Source organism: Myxococcus vastator (assembly GCF_010894475.1).
In the GTDB taxonomy this organism is placed as follows: Bacteria; Myxococcota; Myxococcia; order Myxococcales; family Myxococcaceae; genus Myxococcus; species Myxococcus vastator.
The window spans coordinates 20,634-39,240 of the sequence record NZ_JAAIYB010000023.1; the positions used below are offsets into that span (position 1 = coordinate 20,634).

The window sequence follows — 18,607 nt, forward strand, 5'->3', positions numbered from 1 at the left end:
GGCGGGCCGCTACTCGATGCGGCACGCCTCGCTGAAGTCCAGGCGCGGGTTGCGCGGGAAGAGCTTCTCCGCGTCGCCGTAGCCGAGGTTGATGAGGAAGTTGGACTTCCACTTCCCGTCCGGGAAGAACGCCGCGTCCGCCTTCGCGTTGTCGAAGCCCGCCATGGGGCCGCAGTCCAGGCCCAGCGCCCGCGCGGCGAGGATGAAGTAGCCGCCCTGCAGCGAGCTGTTCATGTAGGCCATCTTCTCCCGGACCTCGGCGGGGCTGCTCGCGATGCCCGTCTTCATGTCCCGCGCGGGGAAGAGCTGGGGCAGCTTCTCGTAGAACTCGGTGTCGTACGCGATGATGGCCGTCACCGGCGCGTTCATCGTCTTGTCCACGTTGCCCGGGGACAGGGTGGGCTTGAGCCGCTCCTTCGCCTCGCGGCTCTTCACGAAGACGATGCGCACCGGCTGCGAGTTGGCCGCCGTGGGCGCCATCCGGGTCAGCGCGTAGAGCTGCTGGAGGACGTCGTCCGCCACCGGCTTGTCGAGCCACGCGTTGTGGGTGCGGGCGTCGAGAAAGAGCTGGTTGAGCGCGTGCGTGTCGAGGCCGGGTTGCTGCGTTGCCATGGGCGATTCCCTTCCTGGAGGGGTCCGGCGCGTGACCTCCCTGGGCCACCGCCATGGTCCTTCAGGTAATGGGGTCGCTTTTAATATGCAAGTTACTTCCAAAAAGTAAGTGACTTGGGACTTCCGTGCCGGAGGCAGGGCGGCTCGCTATATTCGGAGGAGGAGGCGCCATGGAGCATTCGCCGACACGGTGTGTGCGATTCGAGAAGGCCAGCGAGCTGATGGGGAAGCGCTGGACGGGCCTCATCCTGCGCATCCTGCTCGCGGGGCCCCGGCGCTTCGGCGAGCTGAGTGAGGAGATTGGCGGCATCAGCGAGCGCGTCCTGTCGGAGCGGCTCAAGGAGCTGGAGGCGGAGGGCGTGGTGTCGCGTCACGTGGACGCGGGGCCGCCCATCCGCGTGGCGTACCAGCTCACGGAGAAGGGACAGGCGCTGTGGAAGGTCGTGGATGAGCTGGCGCGGTGGGCGGAGCGCTGGGTGGACGTGAAACCGGCCTCCGCTGCTCGCAAGCGCAAGTCCGCGTGAGGCTCAGGCGCCGCCGCGCTTCGCGTCCGCGGGGGCGTTCGGGTGGCGGGTGAGGAGCAAGCGCAGCGGGGGCTGACGCCGCACCGCCTCTTGCTTCAGCAGGTGGGCGATGAGGGCCGGCGGGGCCGCGCTCCAGCGGGCGATGTTCTGGATGAGCATGGGCGAGCGGTAGGTGCGGCCGCACAGCAGGGACGCCGTCTTCCCATCCACCGGCAGGCCGATGAGCGCCGCCAGCGCGCGGCCCTCCGTGTTGAGGATGAGCTCCACCTTCTCCTCCGCGGGGCCGCTGGCGAAGCGCTGGCGGAGCACCTCGCGCGCCGCGCGCCGCGTGGACTCCGGCACGTCGCGGTCATTGCCCACCTTGTGCAGCTCCATGAGCCGGCGCGCGCTCCACAGCCGCCGGAAGAGGCTGGCGGGGAGCTGCGGGTTGCGCACGAGCCAGCGCCGCACCCCCGTGTCCGCCGCGAAGGCCGCGCGGGCGCACAGGGCCTCCAGGCCGACGGGGTTGCGGTGGTAGCGCGCGATGAGTCGCGCATGGGGCAGGCCCGTGCGCGCGTTCTCCAGCACGGCCTTGATGACGGCGGGCACCGGGTCGAAGCACAGCGCGGAGAGGACGGGGTCCTCCGCCGCGTGGGCGTGGGCGATGCGCTGGTCCTCGGGGAGCGGGTGCAGCCGGAGCTCGAAGAGCTGGCGGTAGTTGCCCAGGGCGACCTCGGGCTCGTCCTCGGCGTCAGTCGCCGCGTCGGGGGCGGGCGCGGCGTCTTGCGGGGGCAGGTCCGCTGCGGACGCGGCGTCCAGCGGCGTCAGGTCGAGCACTGGGAGGTCCGCTTCGGGCTCGATGGCCGCGGAGGGCGCCCGCCGCTGGGGCTCGGAGGCGACGGGCGCAGCGGCCGCCGGGCTCGCGGAGGGCGTGGGCAGCAGCGCGCCCTGGGTGACGAGCCGGGAGAGGATGATTCGCAGCCGCTCGGGGGGCAGGCCCGTCAGCGCGGGCAGGTTCCGGGCCGGGGTGGCGCCGTCCAGGCGGGAGAGCACGAAGCCCTCTTCTGGACTGAGCACCAGCGTCCGCAGGTCGACCGAGGGGTTCGGTTTGGGCATCCACTCCGTCATGGCTCCAGAGTCTTTCATGACCTGGAGGACTCGGGCAGGTCCGGGTCGGGGCGGGCGACCTCCGACTGGAAAACATGACGGATGCTGGACGGCCTGCCCGGCTGGTGGGCGTGCGGGGAGCACCCTTGCCTGTCCCTGCCCGTGGGCCCTAACTTCACACCATGTCCGACCGCATCGAGACCTATGCCGAGTTCTGGCCGTTCTACCTGCGGGAGCATGCGCTGCCCTCCACGCGCTGGCTTCACTTCACGGGCACCACCCTGGGCGTGGGGCTGGGCGTGACGGCCGCCGTCACGGGCCGCGGCGCGCTGGTGCCGGCCGCGCTCGTCGCCGCCTACGGCTTCGCGTGGTTCAGCCACTTCGTCATCGAGCGGAACAAGCCCGCGTCGTTCAAGTACCCGCTCTGGTCGTTCATCTCCGACCTCCGCATGGCGGGGCTGATGGGCGCTGGACGGCTGGCCCCGCACCTGGCGCGTGCCCAGGCGGGAGGCATGGGCTCGGGCGAGGTGGCCCGCGCGGTGCCCGCGGCGCAGCAGGTCCGCTAAGGCAGACACGCCTCCTCGTAGCCCCAGCGCTCCGCGTCTTCACCTTCGTCCAGGAGCGGCTTCAAGGCGTCGAGAGAGACCGCGGGCGGAACATCCACGGAGATGAGCCCGGGGACATGGCTCCGCTCGACGGCGCAGCCCTGCTTCTCCAGGAGCGCCTTCACGGAGGGAACTTCCTCCTCGTCGTAGATGATGAGGCGCAGGGTGGCATGCCCCGAGGGCCGGACGACCTTCTGGAACAGAAGCTCCCCGTCCACGAGCTCGGCCGAGACGACGTCCTCGCAGGCCACGCCCTTGGCGAAGAAGGGCACGTTGTCGAGCTGGAACAACCCTTCTCCCAGGGGACGCGCCCAGAGCCCCTCGGAGTCCGCGGGGGGATAGTCGTCCTCGTCCTTCTCCAGCTCGAAGATGACCTTGACCCGGTCATCGCCATCCGCAGTGCTCATTTCGACTTCCCGTCGCAAGAGTGCCTGTTGCCCTTCTTGAGGTTGCACTTCCGGCAGAGCACCTGTCCATTCTCTACATCCCCCGCGCCCCCCTTCGACCTGGCGCGCTTGTGGTCGACATGGGCCTCGTTCGCCGGAGGCGTCACGCCCTTCTGGTGCCTCTTGCCGGGGACCGTCTCGACTTCACAATTCACACAGCGAATCTTGCCGTCGTTCTCCTTCGCGTTCCGGTCCTTCACGATTGCCTTCTGCCGCTTCGTGAAGGCCTTTCCGGATCGGTCCTTCTTGTCCTTGTCCTTGTCCCTGCCCGCAATCCCCGCCTGACCGTCAGGAATGACGGACTCGAGTAGCGGAGCGGATTCAAAGGGCGAGGGTGCCGCGGGGACCTCCATCGTGGATGGCGTTGCGACCGCGACCGCGAGCAGGACCAGATAAAGAGTGTGCATCAGAACACTCTCGCACGTGCGAGGCTTTGGTGGCAGGGTGAGGTCTCGGCAAGCAGGCGCGCCAGGGATGCGGACTCCGGGTCGCATTGACGCGTCCGGAAGGCTCTCCCAGAATCCTGCTCGTTTCGGGCATCCGCCCGGGGGACCTCCGTGAACCTGTTGACCCGCGTGAAGAAGAGTGTCCGGCACCGCGCCGCCTACAAGGCGTCAGCGCCGCTGTCGAAGCTGCTGAGCCTGACGGGGTTCGGCCGCTATGGCCCGGGCCCCCAGCTCAAGCAGCCCGAGCCGCTGCGCCAGGCCGGCATCTCCGTCGAGCCCTACCGCTTCGACGTGGCGGAGCTGGAGCGCTTCTGGGACGGGCTCCAGGCGCGCAACGCCACCATCCGGCACTGCTGCGGCTTCCAGCCCTACTGGGAGAAGCGGCCGCAGTACTACTTCACGTGGAAGCAGATTGAACCGCTGGTGGCGCGCGAGGACGCCGTCTACGTGGACATCGCCTCCACCCTGAGCAGCCCGTACCTGGATGTCGTCCGCGAGCTGGGTCGGACGCGGAACCTCTACGCCCAGGACCTCGTCTTCCCGCCGGGCATCCACGGCCACCAGATTGGCGGCTCGGCGGCGGAGCTCCCGCTCGAGGACGGCTCGGTGGACGCGATGACGCTGCACTGCTCCTTCGAGCACTTCGAGGGCAGCGCGGACACGGGCTTCATCCGGGAGGCGGGGCGCGTGCTCCGGCCCGGAGGCAAGGTCTGCATCGTCCCGCTGTACCTGGGTGAGTACGCCTTCACCATGTGTGACCCCGCGTGGGGTTACGACATCCGCCGCGACGCGGAGTCCGTCATCCACCTGTTCCCGCGCTGGGGTGAGCGGCACGGCCGCTTCTATGACGCCGTCACCCTGAAGGAGCGCGTCCTGGCGCCCGCGCACGCGGCGGGCCTCACGTCCCGCGTCTTCCACTTCGAGAACATCCTGGACCTGCACCCGAGCTGCTACACGCACTTCGGGCTGGTCCTGGAGAAGCCCGCGAAGGGGTGACGCGCGCCACGTCCCTGCATTTGTTACCCCGGGTGCGGAGCCCGGGCTATAGCCGCCCGTGGGAGGCCGGTGCCCGCCGCTCGCAGCGGCATGGCGCCGCCACACGGAGGCACGCATGGGTGGAGTCGCGCGGAAGTTGGGCTGGGTGCTGCTCGCCGCCGCGGGCGCGGTGAGCCTGGGCACGGTGGCCCTGCACCGGGGAGAGCGCATCAACGCCATCTGGCTGGTGGTGGCGTCCGTCTCCGTCTACGTCATCGGCTATCGCTTCTACGGCCGCTTCGTGGCGCGCAAGGCGCTGGGCGTGGACCCCTCGCGCGCGACGCCAGCGCACCTGCGCAACGATGGCCTGGACTACGTGCCCACGGACAAGTGGGTGCTGTTCGGCCACCACTTCGCCGCCATCGCCGGCGCGGGGCCGCTGGTGGGCCCGGTGCTGGCCGCGCAGATGGGCTACCTGCCCGGCACGCTGTGGATTCTGGTGGGCGCGGTGCTGGCGGGCGCGGTGCAGGACTTCGTCATCCTGGTCTTCTCCGTGCGCCGCGACGGCAAGTCCCTGGGGGACATGGTGCGCCTGGAGCTGGGGCCCGCCGCCGGGGTGACGGCGATGATAGGCGTGTTGATGATCATGATGATCATCCTCGCCGTGCTGGCGCTGGTCGTCGTGAAGGCGCTGGCGCACAGCCCCTGGGGCACCTTCACCGTCGCGATGACGATGCCCATCGCCGTGCTGATGGGGCTCTACCTGCGCTACCTCCGCCCCGGCCGCGTATTGGAGGTCTCCATCGCGGGCTTCGTGCTGCTGATGCTGTCCATCTGGCTGGGCGGCCACGTCGCCGAGCACCCGCACTGGGGCGCCGCGTTCACCTTCGACGCCAAGGCCCTGGCGTGGATGCTGATTGGCTACGGCTTCTGCGCGTCCGTGCTGCCGGTGTGGCTGCTGCTGGCGCCCCGCGACTACTTGTCCACCTTCCTGAAGATTGGCACCGTGTTGCTCCTGGCCGTGGGCATCCTCCTGGCCGCGCCGGAGCTGCGGATGCCGGCGATGACGCGCTTCATCGACGGCTCGGGGCCCGTGTTCTCCGGCGGGCTGTTCCCCTTCCTGTTCATCACCATCGCGTGCGGCGCGGTGTCCGGCTGGCACTCGCTCATCTCCTCTGGCACCACGCCGAAGATGCTGGCCAACGAAGGGGACGCGCGGATGGTGGGCTACGGCTCCATGTTGATGGAGTCCTTCGTCGCCATCATGGCGCTCATCGCCGCGTCGGTGCTGGACCCGGGCGTGTACTTCTCCATGAACTCGCCGCCGTCGGTGATTGGCACCACCGTGGAGGAGGCCGCGCGCACCATCAGCCAGTGGGGCTTCGTCGTCACGCCGGAGGTGCTCAGCCAGACGGCCAGGGACATCGGTGAGTCGACCATCCTGTCCCGCGCGGGCGGCGCGCCGACGCTGGCGGTGGGCATGGCGCAGATTCTCCATGGCCTGGTGTCGGGCGAGGGGATGATGGCCTTCTGGTACCACTACGCCATCCTCTTCGAGGCGCTGTTCATCCTCACCACGGTGGACGCGGGCACGCGCGTGGGTCGCTTCATGATTCAGGAGCTGGCCGGGCTGGTGTACGCCCCGCTCAAGCGCACCGAGTCCTGGACGGCGAACATGGTCGCCACGGCCCTCTGCGTGGCGGCGTGGGGGTACTTCCTCTACCAGGGCGTGGTGGACCCGCTGGGCGGCATCAACACGCTGTGGCCGCTGTTCGGCATCGCCAACCAGATGCTGGCCGCCATCGCGCTCACGCTGGCGACCGTCATCCTGGTGAAGATGAAGCGGCAGCGCTACGCCTGGGTGCCCGCCGTGCCCGCGGCGTGGCTGGTGCTCTGCACGCTGACTGCGGGGTGGCAGAAGGTGTTCGGCGACGACGTGCGCATCTCCTTCCTGGCCCACGCGCGGGCCTTCTCCACGGCGGTGGCGGAGGGGCGGATGGTTGCGCCCGCGGCGTCCGTGGAGGAGATGGAGCGCATCATCACCAACGACTACGTGGACGCCGCCCTCACGGGCGTGTTCATGGTGTTGGTGGTGGCCACGGTGCTCTTCGGCGCGCGCGCCGCGCGGGCGGCCTGGCGGTCCCCGGCGCCCACCGCGAAGGAGTCCCCCGCCGTGCCGCTGCCGGCGGAGGTCCGCTGACATGGCCGCCGTGTGGGCGCGGCTGGGGCACGCGTGGCGCCGCGCGGTGCGGGTGGGCCGGCTGATGATTGGTGTTCCGGACTACGACACCTATGTCGAGCACATGCGCCGCCACCACCCGGACCGGGAGGTGATGAGCTACGCCCGCTTCTTCGACGAGCGGCTCCAGGCCCGCTACCGCGGAGGCGGAGGCCGCTGCTGCTGAAGCGGGGGCGGGGTGGGACAGGCCGGCCTGTCCTGGTCAACATCCGGGCCCCGGGGGCGCGACAGGGAGTAGCCACGCGGAACGTGGCCGACCTATACATCCCTCCCATGGGACGCATTTTCGAGACACGCAAGGCCACGATGATGGCCCGCTGGAACAAGATGGCGAAGGTGTTCACGCGCATCAGCAAGGACATCGCCATCGCGGTGAAGGCGGGTGGGCCGAACCCTGATTCGAACTCCACGCTGCGCCGGGTGCTCCAGAACGCCCGCGCCGCGAACATGCCGAAGGACAAGGTCGACGCGGCCATCAAGCGCGCGAGCGGCCAGTCGGCGACCGACTACGAAATCGTGCTCTACGAAGGCTACGCGCCCCACGGCATCGCGCTGCTGGTGGAGACGGCCACGGACAACGTCGTGCGCACCGTGGCGAACGTGCGCATGCACTTCAACAAGTACAGCGGCAACCTGGGCACCACGGGCAGCGTGGCCTTCATGTTCCAGCGCATGGGCGTGTTCCGGCTGAACCCGGAGGGCCTGGACCTGGACGCGCTGGAGCTGGAGCTCATCGACCACGGCCTCCAGGAGATGGGCGAAGGCGTGGGGGAGAAGGGGGAGAAGCAAATCATCATCCGCTCCGCCTTCACGGACTTCGGCCAGCTCCAGGCCGCCATCGAGGCCAAGGGGCTGGTGCCCGTCTCCGCTGACTCCGAGTATGTGGCGCAGAGCCCCGTCGAGCTGCCCGAGGACAAGGCCACCGAGGTGCTGGAGCTCGTGGACGCGCTGGAGCAGGACGACGACGTCCAGCGCGTGTTCCACAACCTGGCGTGAGGCTGGAGGCCGGGCCGGCCCTTGAATCAGGGCCGGTCCAGCCGTGGCCACACGCGGGCGTCAGCCGAGCGTGGCGCGGAAGCCGATGGGGCCTTCGCCGTTGTAGACCATGGTGCCGTTGAGCGTCTTGCCGCCGTCGACGGACGCGACGTTGAGGGCGACGACGTTCTGGCCGTTGCGGGCGCCAATCATCCAGAAGCCACCCGGATGCCAGGGCGCGGCGCTGCCGCCCCACTGGTTCTCCACGGTGTAGGTGTCCTGCGACGTCAACGTGCCACGGAAGCCAATGGGCCCCTCGCCGTTGTACGTCATGGAGCCGCTCAGCGTCTTGCCGCCGTCGTTGGACTTCGCGTCAATGTTGACGACGTTCTGCTTGCCGCGGGTGCCCAGCACCCAGACGCCGCCGGGATGCCAGGGCGCGGCGTTGCCGCCCCACTGGTTCTCCACCGAGTAGGTGTCGCCGTCAGTCACCTCGCTCTTGAAGCCGATGGGACCCTCGCCGTTGTAGGTCGTGGTGCCGGTGAGCGTCTTGCCGCCGTCGCTGGACTTGATGCTGACGGCCACGACGTTCTGCTTGTCCCGGGCGCCGAGCACCCACACGCCGCCGGGCTGCCAGGGCGCGGAGGTGCCACCCCACTGGTTCTCCACCGTGTAGTTGTTGGCACCGGACAGCGTGCCCCGGAAGCCAATGGGGCCTTCGCCGTTGTACGTCATGGTGCCCTTCAGTGTCCTGCCGCCGTCGTCGGACTTGATGTCGAGGGCCACCACGTTCTGCTTGTCGCGGGCCCCGATGAGCCAGAGTCCACCGGGGTTCCAGGTCGCTTGCGAACCACCCCACTGATTCTGAACGAGATATGCAGCCATTCGTGACGTCCTTTGAGTTGAGGTTGGACTGACGCAACCGCGGGCTGTGGAGCCTGGACGGGGGTCGGCGGCTCCGCGCGGCCTCGAAGCAGATGGCGTGCCATTCGTCGCGAGCGGGACTCTCTCCTCTGTGAGGTGCGGCGGGGCTGGTGTGGTTGTCTTTGTTTGCGTCCAGGATAGACGCGGTTGCGTTGAATTGGACGCGGGCCTTGTATGGGTTTTCTGCTAGGTCCGCGGGGCGATGCCTCGCGGGGCTGGGTGGCCACCGCCCGTGTCGCGGTGGCCACCGGGGTGTCATCTGACTACCTGGTGAAGGGGATGGGCCCGTTGGACAGCGTGCTGTTGCCCGCACCGTCCACGGCGCGCACCCGCCACGTGTGGCTGCCCGTGGCGAGGCCCGTCACCGACAGTTGCTCGGTGCCCACGCCGTACACCTGGAACTCCCACAGCGAGTACCCGAAGCCCGTCGCGCGCTCCACGCCGCGCATCCGCACGTAGCGCCCGACGCCGCTCAGGCCGGAGAGGTCATCCAGCCCGCCGTCGCCGTTCGCCTCCGTGAACAGCGTCCGCCAGCCCGTGCTGCCGTCGATGGACGTCTCCACCACGTACCGGCGGCCGAACGCGGCCTCCCAGCTCAGCACCACGCGCTTGATGGCGTACACGCCGCCCAGGTCCACGGTGATGGACTCCGTGTCGGGGCTGGCCACGTCGTAGCGGCTGGCCCAGCGCGTCTCCGGGTTGCCGTCCACCGCGTCGTTGGGGCTGCCGAACTCGGACGACGTCGCCGCCACGTTGCGCCCCAGCGCCAGGTTGGTGCCCGTGCCCACATAGGCCCGCGGCGTCACCGTGGGCGCGCGGTCCGCCCCGTCCACCACCAGGACGTACCGCGCCACGCCCGCGCCCACGTCCGTGGTCTGCTCCCAGATGAACGTCGTGGACGCGCCCGGCACGGAGGCGCCGGCCGCCGGTGACAGCGCGGTGAAGGCCGCGGGCGGCGCGGTGTCGTTGAGCGTGAAGGTGGCCGTGGCGGACGTCGTCACGCCGCCCGCCCAGTTGTACGCCCGCACGAACCAGGTGTGCTGTCCATTGCCCAGGGACACGTTGGCCAGGGCCGCCGACGGCGTCTTCGTCGTCGCCGCCGGGAAGGGGCTGCCGTCCAGATAGACTTCGTAGCGGTGGATGCCCGTCTGCGGGTCGCTGCTGGGCGTCCAGGTGAAGGTGGGCCGCGTGGTGAGGGTGGCGCCCGGCGCCGGCGTGAGCAACGTGAAGGCCGTGGGCGGCGTCGCGTCCGACAGCCCGAAGCCCTGGATGCCCGCGCCGTACTGGTACAGCGGGTTGCCGTACACCGGGGCAATGGGCAGACCCTGCGCGATGCGCTGACGAATCTCCGCGCGCTGGGCCGCGGTGGCGCCCAGGTCGAAGGGCAAATCCCACTGCTCCAACTGGTTGTTCTCCACGTCGGTGCCAATCTGGTCCAGCGAGCGCGGCAGTTGCCACGGCAGTTGGCCTCGCGGCAGCACGTCACCGAAGAGCACGTCCGCCACCGCGACGCCGCCCATGTCGCCGGGCCGGTACGCCATCAGCAGCGCGTTCGTCTGCGGCACCACGTTCGTCAGGATGTAGGGCCGCGGCAGAATCATCACCGTCGTCACCGGGACGTTCTGCGCCCGGAAGCCGGTGATGAGGCCGTACTGGTTGCCCCACTGGGGCTCGTGCGGAGGGCCGACCGGGTCGCCCGGCAGGTAGGGCTTCTCCTTGTCCCACTCGGTGCCGTGGGTGAAGTAGCTCTCGCCCACCACGACGATGGCCGCGTTGACGGTGACGCCCGCGGGCGCCGCGTCCTTGTAGACGGTGATGCCGTCCTGCTCCGCGCGCTGCTTGATGGCCTGGTAGATGGTGAGGTCGCCGAACTCCGTCCCGTGGAAGTCGGAGCGCCACGTCACCATGCAGGACGGGTCATCCGCGCGAGGGCCCGCCACCACGATGCGCGAGCCCGCCGGGAGCCGCAGCGGCAGCGCGCCGTCGTTCTTCAGCAGCGTCATCGCGTTCTGCGCCGCGCGGCGCACCAGGGCCTTGTTGTCGGCCGTGTGCCACTCGGACATGCCCGCGGGGCCGCCGCGGTACGGGTCCTCGAAGAGGCCCAGGCGGAACTTCAAGTCGAGAATCTTCCGCGCGGCCTCGTCGATGCGGGCTGGCGTGACGACGCTCTCGAAGTCCCCCATCTGCTGCGGGTTGGCGCCGCCCATGACGTCCGAGCCAGCCATCGCCGAGCGTGACCACGCCCCCGACGGCAGCCAGTCCGAGCAGATGACGCCCGTGTAGCCCAGCTTCTGGCGCAGGTAGTTGAGGATGCCCGGGTTGTCGCCCGCGCCCCAGCCCTCCGGCCCCAGCAGCCAGCTGCCCGCGTAGCCGGGCATGATGCCGCTGGTGCCCGCCTCGATGGCCGCGTGCCACGGGCGCATGTGGTAGTGGATGGTGGTGCCGTCGTAGGTGATGCCGCCCTCGCCGCCGGCGCCCTGGCCCGGCCAGTGCTTGGTCGTCACCCAGAGCGAGTGCGGGTTCACCTCGGGGCCGCCCTGGAGGCCCGCCACCAGCGCGCGCGTCATGCCCGCCGCCAGGTCCGCGTCCTCGCCGCCGCCTTCCTGGATGCGCGGGTAGAGCACCTTGGTGCCCACCTCGGCCAGCGGCGACAGCGTGCCGCGGCTGCCCACCGCGACCTGCTCGCGGCGCTGCATGTCACCCAGCTCATAGACGGTGTCCAGGTCGCGCGCCGCGGCGAGCGCGGGCTGCGTGGGCCAGCTCGTCTTGAAGCCGTGGATGGTGTCGCCCGCGTCGACGTGGGGGATGCCCAGGCGGGTGAGCGCGGAGGCGCGCTGGAAGCTCGCGATGTCTGTCGGGCTGAGCGGCCCCATCATGAAGCCGGCCTCCGGCACCGTCCGCGCCTCGTAGAACATCTGCAGCGCCTTCTCGTGCAGCGTCATGCGCGACATCAAGTCATTGACGCGCACGGAGATGGGGTTGGCCCAGTCCTCGTAGGGGTCGATGACGCCGTTCTTGTTCAGGTCGCGCCGGCCGTTGATGAGCGCGACGCCGTCCGCGGCCGTCTCCACCACCGGCAGGTAGACGCTGAAGGTGCGCAGGTCGGAGCGGCTGGTGCCCCCGCCGCCCAGGTGGGCCACGACGTACCACTTGTACGTCCAGCGGTCGGGCAGGTCCTGCGGCAGCGTGAAGGAGGTGGCGGTGGTGGTGCCCACCTGGGTGAAGCGGTCCAGCAGGCTGCCGGGCGCCATCCAGTCGTAGTCGTCGCGGCTCAGGTTGACGAACACCGTGTAGCCGGTGGCGCCGGTGACGGGCGCCCACTGGAGCGTGGGCCGGCGGGTGGTGGTCAGCACCGCCGCGTTGGCGGGCGCCACCACGCGGAAGGCCCCCACGACGGCGGGCGGCGGCGGCTTCGGGTAGGGGTCCGGGATGATGGTGCGGTCTCTGCCGTCCGGGTCGGTGGTGATGGTGAAGATCTCCACCCGCCACTCCGCGCCCTGCACCGCCAGCGCGGACACCGTCTGCCCGCGCAGCACCGTGCCGGTGGACGTGGTGACGGCCAGCCGGATGTCGGTGTTGGGCGCGGTGGGGGAGAACTGGTTCTTCGACATCGTCACCACGGTGTTGGGCGGGAAGGTCAGCTCGTAGGTGAAGGGCCCGGGCGGGTTGCGCACCGACGGCGTGGTGTTGCCCTCCTCGGGCGTGGGCGTGACGCTGAGCGGCGCGGGTGACACGTTGATTTTCGCGTACGCCAGCTCGGGGAACATCAGCTTCACCGTCTGGGGCGTGCTCTGCGGCGGCGGCTCCTGCGGCCCGCCGCCGGGCGCGTACACCTCGAAGGACCAGAGCGAGTAGCCGTAGCCCGTGCCGCGCTCGATGCCGCGCACGCGCACGTAGCGGGCGCTGCCGGACACGGTGATGCTGCGGCTGCCGGGCGCGCCGTCGGTGATGGTGGGCGCCAGCGCCGTCCAGGTGCTGTCGTTGGTGGAGCCCTCAATCACGTACTGCTTCCCGTAGGCGCCCTCCCAGTCCAGCACCACGCGGCCGAGCTGCCGCGAGGCGCCCAGGTCCACGCGAAGCCACTGGGCGTGGGACGTGTCGTCGGAGGACCAGCGCGTGGACGCGTCGCCGTCCAGCGCGTAGCCCGGCGCCAGGTGCGCGGCGTTGGCCTCCACGCTGGAGGCCGTCGCGGGCCGGCCGCGGGCCAGGTCGCCCGAGGGATGCGTGTCCCCGTACACGGCGAACTCCCAGAGGGAATAGCCGTAGTCGATGGCGCCTCGCTGCGTCCCGAGGATGCGGACGTAGCGGCCGTTGCCCGTCACCGCGAGGTCATCCACGCCGCCGTCGCCGTCCGTGATGACGCGCACGTCCTGCCACGCCGCCGCGTCATTGGAGACCTGGACGCGGTAGCCCCGGCCGTACGCCGTCTCCCACGTCAGCACCACGCGGGAGATGGCCGTCGCCTGGCCCAGGTCCACGTAGAGCCACTCGCCCTCCGCGAAGCTGCTGCCCCAGCGCGTCCCGGCGTCGCCATCCACGGCGAAGTTGCCGGTGAGCCCGGGCTCCGCGGAGGACGTCACCACCGGACGGTTGAGCGCGAGGTTCGTGCCCGTCTGGGCCTCCGCGCGCGTCCCCACCACCATGAACAGCCATACCGCGACGACGGCGCAGGCCCTGGCCAAAGACAGCCAGGGGCCGTGCGCGCCCTGCACACGGGAAATCGGCACACGCATGGGGAAAAGCGGACCGTTGGAGAAAGTAGGGGAGGGGGTGAACCAGCACGCAGCGACGATGAACGGCGTCCGAGCGGTCCTTTCCTTTCTGCCGCCTATTCTATTCCTTCGGCATCACAACAAAGTCAAACCGAAGCCGGGAAATGCGTCAAGTCGTGAAATATGGGTGTGTGACCTGGCGCGCATGTCGGCGTCTGGCTTCAGGCGTTGACGCCCACGCCCACCGGGCAGCTCACGCCGGTGCCGCCCAGGCCGCAGTAGCCCCCCGGGTTCTTCTCCAGGTACTGCTGGTGGTAGTCCTCGGCGTAATAGAAGGGCGGCGCGGGGAGCAGCTCGGTGGTGATGGCGTCGAAGCCCCGGGCCGCGAGCGCCTTCTGGTACGCGTCACGGCTCGCCTCGACGGCGCGCTGCTGGGCCTCGCTGGTGAAGTAGATGCCGGAGCGGTACTGCGTGCCCACGTCGTTGCCCTGGCGCATGCCCTGCGTCGGGTCATGGCTCTCCCAGAAGACGCGCAGGAGCTGCTCGAAGGACACTTTCTTCGGGTCGAAGACGACGCGGACGACTTCGTTGTGTCCGGTGAGGCCGCTGCACACCTCGCGGTAGGTGGGGTTGGGCGTCAGGCCTCCGGCGTATCCCACCGCCGTGCTGTACACGCCGGGCGTCTGGTAGAACTTCCGCTCCGCGCCCCAGAAACACCCCAGGCCGAAGTAGACCTCCTCCAGGCCCTCCGGCACGGGGCCCTGGATGGGCGTTCCCAGCACCTCGTGCTTCTCCGGGACGGGCATCACGTCCGAGCGGCCCGGCAGTGCCTCCTCCGGGGTCGGAATCCTCAGCTTCTTGGTCGGATTGAAGAACATGCCCTAGGAATAGCGGCCCGCCGTGCGCGATTCACCCCCAGAAGGGGCAGGCGGGCAGGTCAGGGGTGGCAGGCCGTCCCACCTGCCGCGCTGCTTCAGGTGCCCCCGGGCGCCGTGAGGGTGCGGGGCCAGTGGACGGTGAAGGTGGTGCCCTGGTCCCGGTCGGAGCGGACCTCCACGCGGCCCCCGTGTGCGCCGACAATCTGGCTGACGATGTAGAGGCCCAGGCCCAGGCTGCGTTTCTTCCTCGCGACGTCCTGCGGGAGCGCGCTCACGGGCATGCTCTTGAACGGGTCGAAGATGCGCGGCATCAGCTCGGCCGCAATCGGCTCCCCGGTGTTGTGGACCTCCAGCACCACCTCACGCGCCTCTCCGCGCACCGTGACACACACCGGCCTGTCCTCCTGGCCATGCTGGAGGGCGTTGGCCACCAGGTTGCCCAGCACCTGCGACACCCGGTCCGGGTCCCAGTTCCCCTGGGTGTCTCCGCTCGCCTCGAGCCTCAGCGTGCGCTCCGGGGCGCTGACCTGGAGCTCCTCCAGCGTCGCCTGGCACACCTCCGCGAGGTCCATGGGCTGGCGGGCCACGGGAAGCCCCCCGCCCAGGCGGGTGCGGGCGAAGTCGAGGATGTCCGTAATCATGCGCCCCATGCGCGCGGTGGCCTTGCGGATGCGGTCCACGGCGCGGCGCTCGGGCGGTGCCAGGTCCTCGGCCCGCGTCAACTGGAAGGCCGAGGCGGTGATGGCGTTGAGCGGGTTGCGCAGGTCGTGTCCCAACACCGCCATGAGCTGTTCCCGGAAGTCCACCGCCCGCTGGAGCACGGCCTCGGCCCGCTTGTGGTGGGTGACATCCACCACCGTGCAGCTCAAGCCCAGCACCCCCTGGTCGGGCGTGCGGACCGGGTGGAAGCTGGCCTGCCACGTCCGCAGGTCTCCAGCGTTGGTGAACTCGAACGCGTCCACCGGCTCACCTGTCTCAATCATGCGGCGGAACAGGGGCTCGAACGTGTCCACCGCCGTCACGGGGGCCATCTCCTGGAAGCGGCGGCCCAGGTGGGCTTCTGGCGAGTGGCCGTTGATATCCGCCATGGCCTGGTTGATGCGCACGAAGCGCAGGTCCCGGTCCAGCAGGGCGATGCCCATGGGCGTGGAGGCCAGCAGCGCGTCCAGTTGTGCCAGTGAGCGCTGGGCGTCCGCGTGGGCCCGACGCTCGCGGGCCTGGAGCCGGTCATGCACCAGGTACGCGGTGGTCCGCTGCGCCATGGTCCGGAACAGGAGGGCGTCCGGCTCGGAGAAGACGAAGGTGGTGCGCGAGCTCATGTACGCGATGCCCAGGAGTTGGTCGCCGTCCAGCAGCGGCACGCCGTAGACGGCGCGCAGCCCTTCCTGCTTCAGCGCGGGCAGCGCGATGCGCGGGTCCGTGGACGCCGAGCGCAGCGCCAGCGGCTGGCGCTGGCGGGCCACCTCGCCCGCGAAGCCCTCATCCAGCTTCAATGACGCGCCGAGCGTCTCGTCCGCGCCCAGGCCCACCGCGGCGCGCACCACCAGCGCGTCCCCCTCCACCAGCAGCAACGCCGCCGAGTCCACCGAGAGCGCGGACTCCACCAGGACGGAGAGCAGCCGCGAGGGGAGGCCGTCCATGGAGGGGCTCTCCAGCGCGGCCTGCGTCATCCGGTCCAGGGCCTGGAGGATGCGCTGCCGTCCCTGGGAGAAGGACGTCATCGTCCGGGTGACAATCCGGTCCAGCGCGTCCTCCATCCGCTCCAGCTCGCCCGGCGCGAGGAAGGCCGCTTCGGCTTCCAGCCTGTGGAGGATGCACTTGCGCAGGAGCGCGTACTCGGACGCCACCTGCCCCAGGTTGAAGCCGGCGTCCAGCCGGGACATCGCGTGCTCGTCCGGCAGCGTGGTGAGGATTTCGTCCGAGTCGTGGTCGATGAGGTTCGCGAGCACGTAGAGCAGCTGGGGCACGTGGTCCAGCAACCACGAAGGCTGCGTCGCGTGCCCCGCGTGGAGCGTTCGCATGACCTGCTGCCAGTCCTCCAGCACTTCCTCCTGGTGGGCGCGCAGGAACTCCGCGGCCCTGAGCGTCCGAGCCCCGGGGGCCTGCTTGTCGCCCGCTGTGCGGGACTCTGTCTCCAGCATCACCGGCCTCCCGAGGCCCTGGGTCCGCCCACGCCGCCGTTCACTTCCATTCTGGGGACGATGGCGCCCGCGTGCCTCGTCCCCCCGTTCGTCCGGACGTCCAACTTCGGGCGCTTGCCGCCGTGGCCGCACGCCATGGAGCTGTGGGCCCGCACCGGCTCGGTTAGGGTGTCTGCAAGATGCGCACGCTCCTGCTGACCCGCTCCGACGTCTCCCGCAACCTGCAGGCCCCCCTCTTGCTGGAGGACCTGCGCGAGGCCTTCCGCACCGACGCCCTGGCGCGCACCGTGGCACCGCAGCGCGCCCGGGCCCCGCTCCATGCCGAGGGCACCGCCCTGGTGCTGTTCCCTGGCAGCCTGCCCGCCATCCCCGCCTACTCCGTGAAGGTGCACGCGAAGTTCCCCGGCCAGTCGCCGGCGATTCGAGGCGTGGTGCACCTGCACGACGTCGCTACCGGCGAGCTGATGGCGGTGATGGACGCCGGCCACCTGACGGCGGTGCGCACGGGCGTGGTGGGCGCGCTGTCGGCGGATGTGCTGGCGCGGCCGGACGCGAGCCGGGTGGCGCTCATCGGCGCGGGCCGGCAGGCGGTGCTGCAGCTCAAGTCGTTGCGGCTGGTGCGCTCGCTGACGCACGTGCGGGTGTTCGACACGGCGCCGGAGCGCTCGCTCGCCTTCGCCACGCGCATGTACCAGGAGTTGAACCTGCCGGTGCGGATGGCGGAGACACTGGAAGAAGCCGTCTCCGACGCGGACATCGTCGTGACGGCGACGTGGAGCCGTCACCCCTTCCTGCACCCCGGCATGGTGCGGCCGGGCACGCACCTCATCGCGCTGGGCGCGGATGAGCCGGGCAAGGCCGAGCTGTCCGCGGAGCTGCTGCGCCAGTCGCGCTTCATCGTCGACCACCGGGGGCTGGCGGTGTCCACCGGCGCCGCGGGCGCGGTGGGCCTGGGGGAGGAGGCCATCCACGCGGAGCTGGGCGAGGTGCTGGCCGGCTTGAAGCCCGGCCGCACGTCCGAGGCGGACGTCACCGTCTTCGCGGCGGTGGGCCTGCCCTTCCAGGACCTGGCGGCGGCCTGGCACGTCTACCAGTCGGCCCAGGGTGACGACGCCGTGGGCGGGCTGGACTTCGACGCATGAGGCGCAGGGTGCTGGAGCTCCTGTCGCGCATTGGCCTGACGCGGCCCGCGCTGCGCGCGTGGGCGATGTATGACTGGGCGAACTCGGCCTTCATCACCACCGTCGTCACGGTGGTGTTCCCGCTCTACTACGCCTCCGTGGCGGCGCAGGGGCTGCCGCGCGAGGTGGCCACCAGCCGCTTCGCCACCGCCACCGCGGTGGCGCTGGGCGTGGTGGCGGTGCTGTCACCGGTGCTGGGCGCGCTGAGCGACCGGGCCGGGCGCATCAAGCACATGCTGGGCATCTTCGCGGGCCTGGGCATGGTGTCCACACTGGCGCTGGCCACGGTGGGCCCGGGGGACTGGGAGTGGGGCCTGCTGCTCTTCGGCCTGGGCAACGTGGGCGTGACGGGCAGCATCGTCTTCGCGGACGCGCTGTTGCGGCACATCGCCCGGGACGACGAGCTGGACCGCGTGTCCACCGCGGGCTACGCGCTGGGCTACCTGGGCGGCGGCCTGCTGCTGGCCGCGCAGCTGGTGCTGCTGATGAAGCCCCAGTGGTTCGGACTGGCGGACGCGGGGGCCGCCTCGCGCGTGGCCTTCGCCTCCGTGGCGGTGTGGTGGGCCGTCTTCTCGGTGCCCCTCTTCCGGAGCATCCCCGAGCCGAAACCGGACGTGTCCGTCGCCCGCCCCCCGCTGTCCCTGCGCGGCATCTTCACGCAGCTTTCGAGCACGCTGAGCGGGCTGCGCCAGCACCGTCAGGCCTTCCTGCTGCTGGTGGCCTACCTGCTCTACAGTGACGGCATCGGCACCATCATCCGCTTGTCCACGCTGTACGGGACGGAGCTGGGCATTGGCCGGGGCGCGTTGATTGGCGCGTTGCTGCTCACGCAGGTGGTGGGCGTGCCGTGCGCGGTGCTGTTC

At 70.3% G+C, this 18,607-nt stretch carries 16 protein-coding genes; 8 read left to right on the plus strand and 8 right to left on the minus strand.

Going from position 1 to position 18,607, the window contains the following annotated elements; translation table 11 throughout:
- Positions 1–9: 9 nt before the first annotated feature.
- A complete protein-coding gene (locus G4D87_RS04030; RefSeq protein WP_163779049.1) occupies positions 10–612 on the minus strand; it encodes a malonic semialdehyde reductase in 603 nt (200 codons plus the stop codon).
- Between the two features lie 170 nt (positions 613–782).
- Here G4D87_RS04030 and G4D87_RS04035 point away from each other — a divergent pair, with 170 nt between their 5' ends.
- Positions 783–1,136 carry a winged helix-turn-helix transcriptional regulator gene (locus G4D87_RS04035; RefSeq protein ID WP_163779052.1) on the plus strand — a complete coding sequence of 118 codons (354 nt, stop codon included), beginning with the start codon at positions 783–785 and terminating at the stop codon, positions 1,134–1,136.
- A 3-nt stretch (positions 1,137–1,139) separates the two neighbouring features.
- Here G4D87_RS04035 and G4D87_RS04040 read toward each other — a convergent pair whose 3' ends face one another.
- Positions 1,140–2,243: a hypothetical protein gene (locus tag G4D87_RS04040; protein WP_176411038.1), complete on the minus strand. Its 1,104-nt coding sequence runs from the start codon at positions 2,241–2,243 to the stop codon at positions 1,140–1,142.
- A 161-nt stretch (positions 2,244–2,404) separates the two neighbouring features.
- Between G4D87_RS04040 and G4D87_RS04045 the strand changes: the two genes are divergently transcribed.
- Positions 2,405–2,788 carry an Mpo1-like protein gene (locus tag G4D87_RS04045; protein WP_163779058.1) on the plus strand — a complete coding sequence of 128 codons (384 nt, stop codon included), beginning with the start codon at positions 2,405–2,407 and terminating at the stop codon, positions 2,786–2,788.
- Here the strand turns inward: G4D87_RS04045 and G4D87_RS04050 are convergent.
- Positions 2,785–3,234 (minus strand): DUF4265 domain-containing protein, encoded by a 450-nt coding sequence (locus G4D87_RS04050; protein ID WP_163779061.1) that lies wholly within the window; start codon positions 3,232–3,234, stop codon positions 2,785–2,787. The genes G4D87_RS04045 and G4D87_RS04050 overlap by 4 nt on opposite strands.
- Positions 3,231–3,473, minus strand: coding sequence for an HNH endonuclease (locus G4D87_RS04055; protein WP_163779064.1), 243 nt, complete (start codon positions 3,471–3,473; stop codon positions 3,231–3,233). Before G4D87_RS04055 ends, G4D87_RS04050 begins: the two co-directional genes overlap by 4 nt.
- 375 nt (positions 3,474–3,848) lie before the next feature.
- On the opposite strand from G4D87_RS04055, the gene G4D87_RS04060 reads away from it, so the two are divergent.
- The 4 genes from G4D87_RS04060 (at position 3,849) to G4D87_RS04075 (ending at position 7,929) form a co-directional block, all read left to right on the plus strand.
- A complete protein-coding gene (locus G4D87_RS04060; RefSeq protein WP_240357990.1) occupies positions 3,849–4,715 on the plus strand; it encodes a methyltransferase domain-containing protein in 867 nt (288 codons plus the stop codon).
- A gap of 115 nt (positions 4,716–4,830) precedes the next feature.
- Complete coding sequence (locus G4D87_RS04065; RefSeq protein WP_163779068.1) at positions 4,831–6,894, plus strand: carbon starvation CstA family protein; 2,064 nt, start codon at positions 4,831–4,833, stop codon at positions 6,892–6,894.
- A 1-nt stretch (position 6,895) separates the two neighbouring features.
- Positions 6,896–7,099, plus strand: coding sequence for a YbdD/YjiX family protein (locus G4D87_RS04070; protein WP_163779071.1), 204 nt, complete (start codon positions 6,896–6,898; stop codon positions 7,097–7,099).
- 107 nt (positions 7,100–7,206) lie between these two features.
- Positions 7,207–7,929, plus strand: coding sequence for a YebC/PmpR family DNA-binding transcriptional regulator (locus G4D87_RS04075; RefSeq protein WP_163779074.1), 723 nt, complete (start codon positions 7,207–7,209; stop codon positions 7,927–7,929).
- 60 nt (positions 7,930–7,989) lie between these two features.
- Here G4D87_RS04075 and G4D87_RS04080 read toward each other — a convergent pair whose 3' ends face one another.
- The 4 genes from G4D87_RS04080 to G4D87_RS04095 form a co-directional block, all read right to left on the minus strand.
- Positions 7,990–8,793 (minus strand): lectin OAA family protein, encoded by an 804-nt coding sequence (locus G4D87_RS04080; RefSeq protein ID WP_163779077.1) that lies wholly within the window; start codon positions 8,791–8,793, stop codon positions 7,990–7,992.
- A gap of 302 nt (positions 8,794–9,095) precedes the next feature.
- On the minus strand, positions 9,096–13,475 hold the full coding sequence (locus tag G4D87_RS04085; RefSeq protein ID WP_163779097.1) for a discoidin domain-containing protein: 4,380 nt from the start codon (positions 13,473–13,475) through the stop codon (positions 9,096–9,098).
- 290 nt (positions 13,476–13,765) lie between these two features.
- Entirely contained in the window at positions 13,766–14,422 is a 657-nt protein-coding gene (msrA, locus tag G4D87_RS04090) for a peptide-methionine (S)-S-oxide reductase MsrA (protein WP_163779079.1), read from the minus strand.
- A gap of 95 nt (positions 14,423–14,517) precedes the next feature.
- Positions 14,518–16,563, minus strand: coding sequence for an ATP-binding protein (locus tag G4D87_RS04095; protein ID WP_205507416.1), 2,046 nt, complete (start codon positions 16,561–16,563; stop codon positions 14,518–14,520).
- Between the two features lie 179 nt (positions 16,564–16,742).
- On the opposite strand from G4D87_RS04095, the gene G4D87_RS04100 reads away from it, so the two are divergent.
- Positions 16,743–17,705 (plus strand): ornithine cyclodeaminase family protein, encoded by a 963-nt coding sequence (locus G4D87_RS04100; RefSeq protein ID WP_163779084.1) that lies wholly within the window; start codon positions 16,743–16,745, stop codon positions 17,703–17,705.
- A partial coding sequence (locus G4D87_RS04105) for an MFS transporter (RefSeq protein WP_240357991.1) occupies positions 17,702–18,607 on the plus strand: 906 nt, incomplete at its 3' end. The genes G4D87_RS04100 and G4D87_RS04105, both read left to right, overlap by 4 nt.

Excerpts from the sequence above, each read along its gene's own strand:
- G4D87_RS04030 (WP_163779049.1), bottom strand. The coding sequence starts at position 612 with ATGGCAACGCAGCAACCCGGCCTCGACACGCACGCGCTCAACCAGCTC.
- G4D87_RS04035 (WP_163779052.1), top strand. The coding sequence starts at position 783 with ATGGAGCATTCGCCGACACGGTGTGTGCGATTCGAGAAGGCCAGCGAG.
- G4D87_RS04040 (WP_176411038.1), bottom strand. The coding sequence starts at position 2,243 with ATGACGGAGTGGATGCCCAAACCGAACCCCTCGGTCGACCTGCGGACG.
- G4D87_RS04045 (WP_163779058.1), top strand. The coding sequence starts at position 2,405 with ATGTCCGACCGCATCGAGACCTATGCCGAGTTCTGGCCGTTCTACCTG.
- G4D87_RS04050 (WP_163779061.1), bottom strand. The coding sequence starts at position 3,234 with ATGAGCACTGCGGATGGCGATGACCGGGTCAAGGTCATCTTCGAGCTG.
- G4D87_RS04065 (WP_163779068.1), top strand. The coding sequence starts at position 4,831 with ATGGGTGGAGTCGCGCGGAAGTTGGGCTGGGTGCTGCTCGCCGCCGCG.
- G4D87_RS04070 (WP_163779071.1), top strand. The coding sequence starts at position 6,896 with ATGGCCGCCGTGTGGGCGCGGCTGGGGCACGCGTGGCGCCGCGCGGTG.
- G4D87_RS04075 (WP_163779074.1), top strand. The coding sequence starts at position 7,207 with ATGGGACGCATTTTCGAGACACGCAAGGCCACGATGATGGCCCGCTGG.
- G4D87_RS04080 (WP_163779077.1), bottom strand. The coding sequence starts at position 8,793 with ATGGCTGCATATCTCGTTCAGAATCAGTGGGGTGGTTCGCAAGCGACC.
- G4D87_RS04085 (WP_163779097.1), bottom strand. The coding sequence starts at position 13,475 with ATGGTGGTGGGGACGCGCGCGGAGGCCCAGACGGGCACGAACCTCGCG.
- msrA (WP_163779079.1), bottom strand. The coding sequence starts at position 14,422 with ATGTTCTTCAATCCGACCAAGAAGCTGAGGATTCCGACCCCGGAGGAG.
- G4D87_RS04095 (WP_205507416.1), bottom strand. The coding sequence starts at position 16,563 with ATGCTGGAGACAGAGTCCCGCACAGCGGGCGACAAGCAGGCCCCCGGG.
- G4D87_RS04100 (WP_163779084.1), top strand. The coding sequence starts at position 16,743 with ATGCGCACGCTCCTGCTGACCCGCTCCGACGTCTCCCGCAACCTGCAG.